Here is a 280-nt window from a genome sequence, read left to right as displayed (position 1 = left end):
TTCCTATACTTCCGGTATCCGATTTCAGTGCTAATGTAACTGAAGGTATTGCTCCCCTGAGCGTTGCGTTTACTGATCTGTCAACCAATGCAACGTCATGGTCCTGGGATATTGATGCTGACGGTACCGAGGATTACTCCAGTCAGAATCTCGTTCATACGTATGATACAGCTGGTTTGTATACTGTCAATCTTACTGTCAGTAATATCAATGGTACTGCTTCCGAAGTCAAGACGAATTATATCAATGTGACATCAGTTCCTATACTTCCGGTATCCGA

At 42.9% G+C, this 280-nt stretch carries 1 protein-coding gene; it reads left to right on the top strand.

What is annotated here, in order from left to right:
• Positions 1-280, top strand: a 280-nt coding sequence (locus E7X57_RS12235; RefSeq protein ID WP_135613277.1) for a PKD domain-containing protein, incomplete at both ends; no start/stop codon positions are given.

Origin of the sequence: Methanococcoides sp. AM1, assembly GCF_900774055.1 — an archaeon.
In the GTDB taxonomy this organism is placed as follows: Archaea; Halobacteriota; Methanosarcinia; order Methanosarcinales; family Methanosarcinaceae; genus Methanococcoides.
The sequence above is the reverse complement of the archived record's forward strand: the minus strand, read 5'-3'. Positions and strand labels throughout refer to the sequence as shown.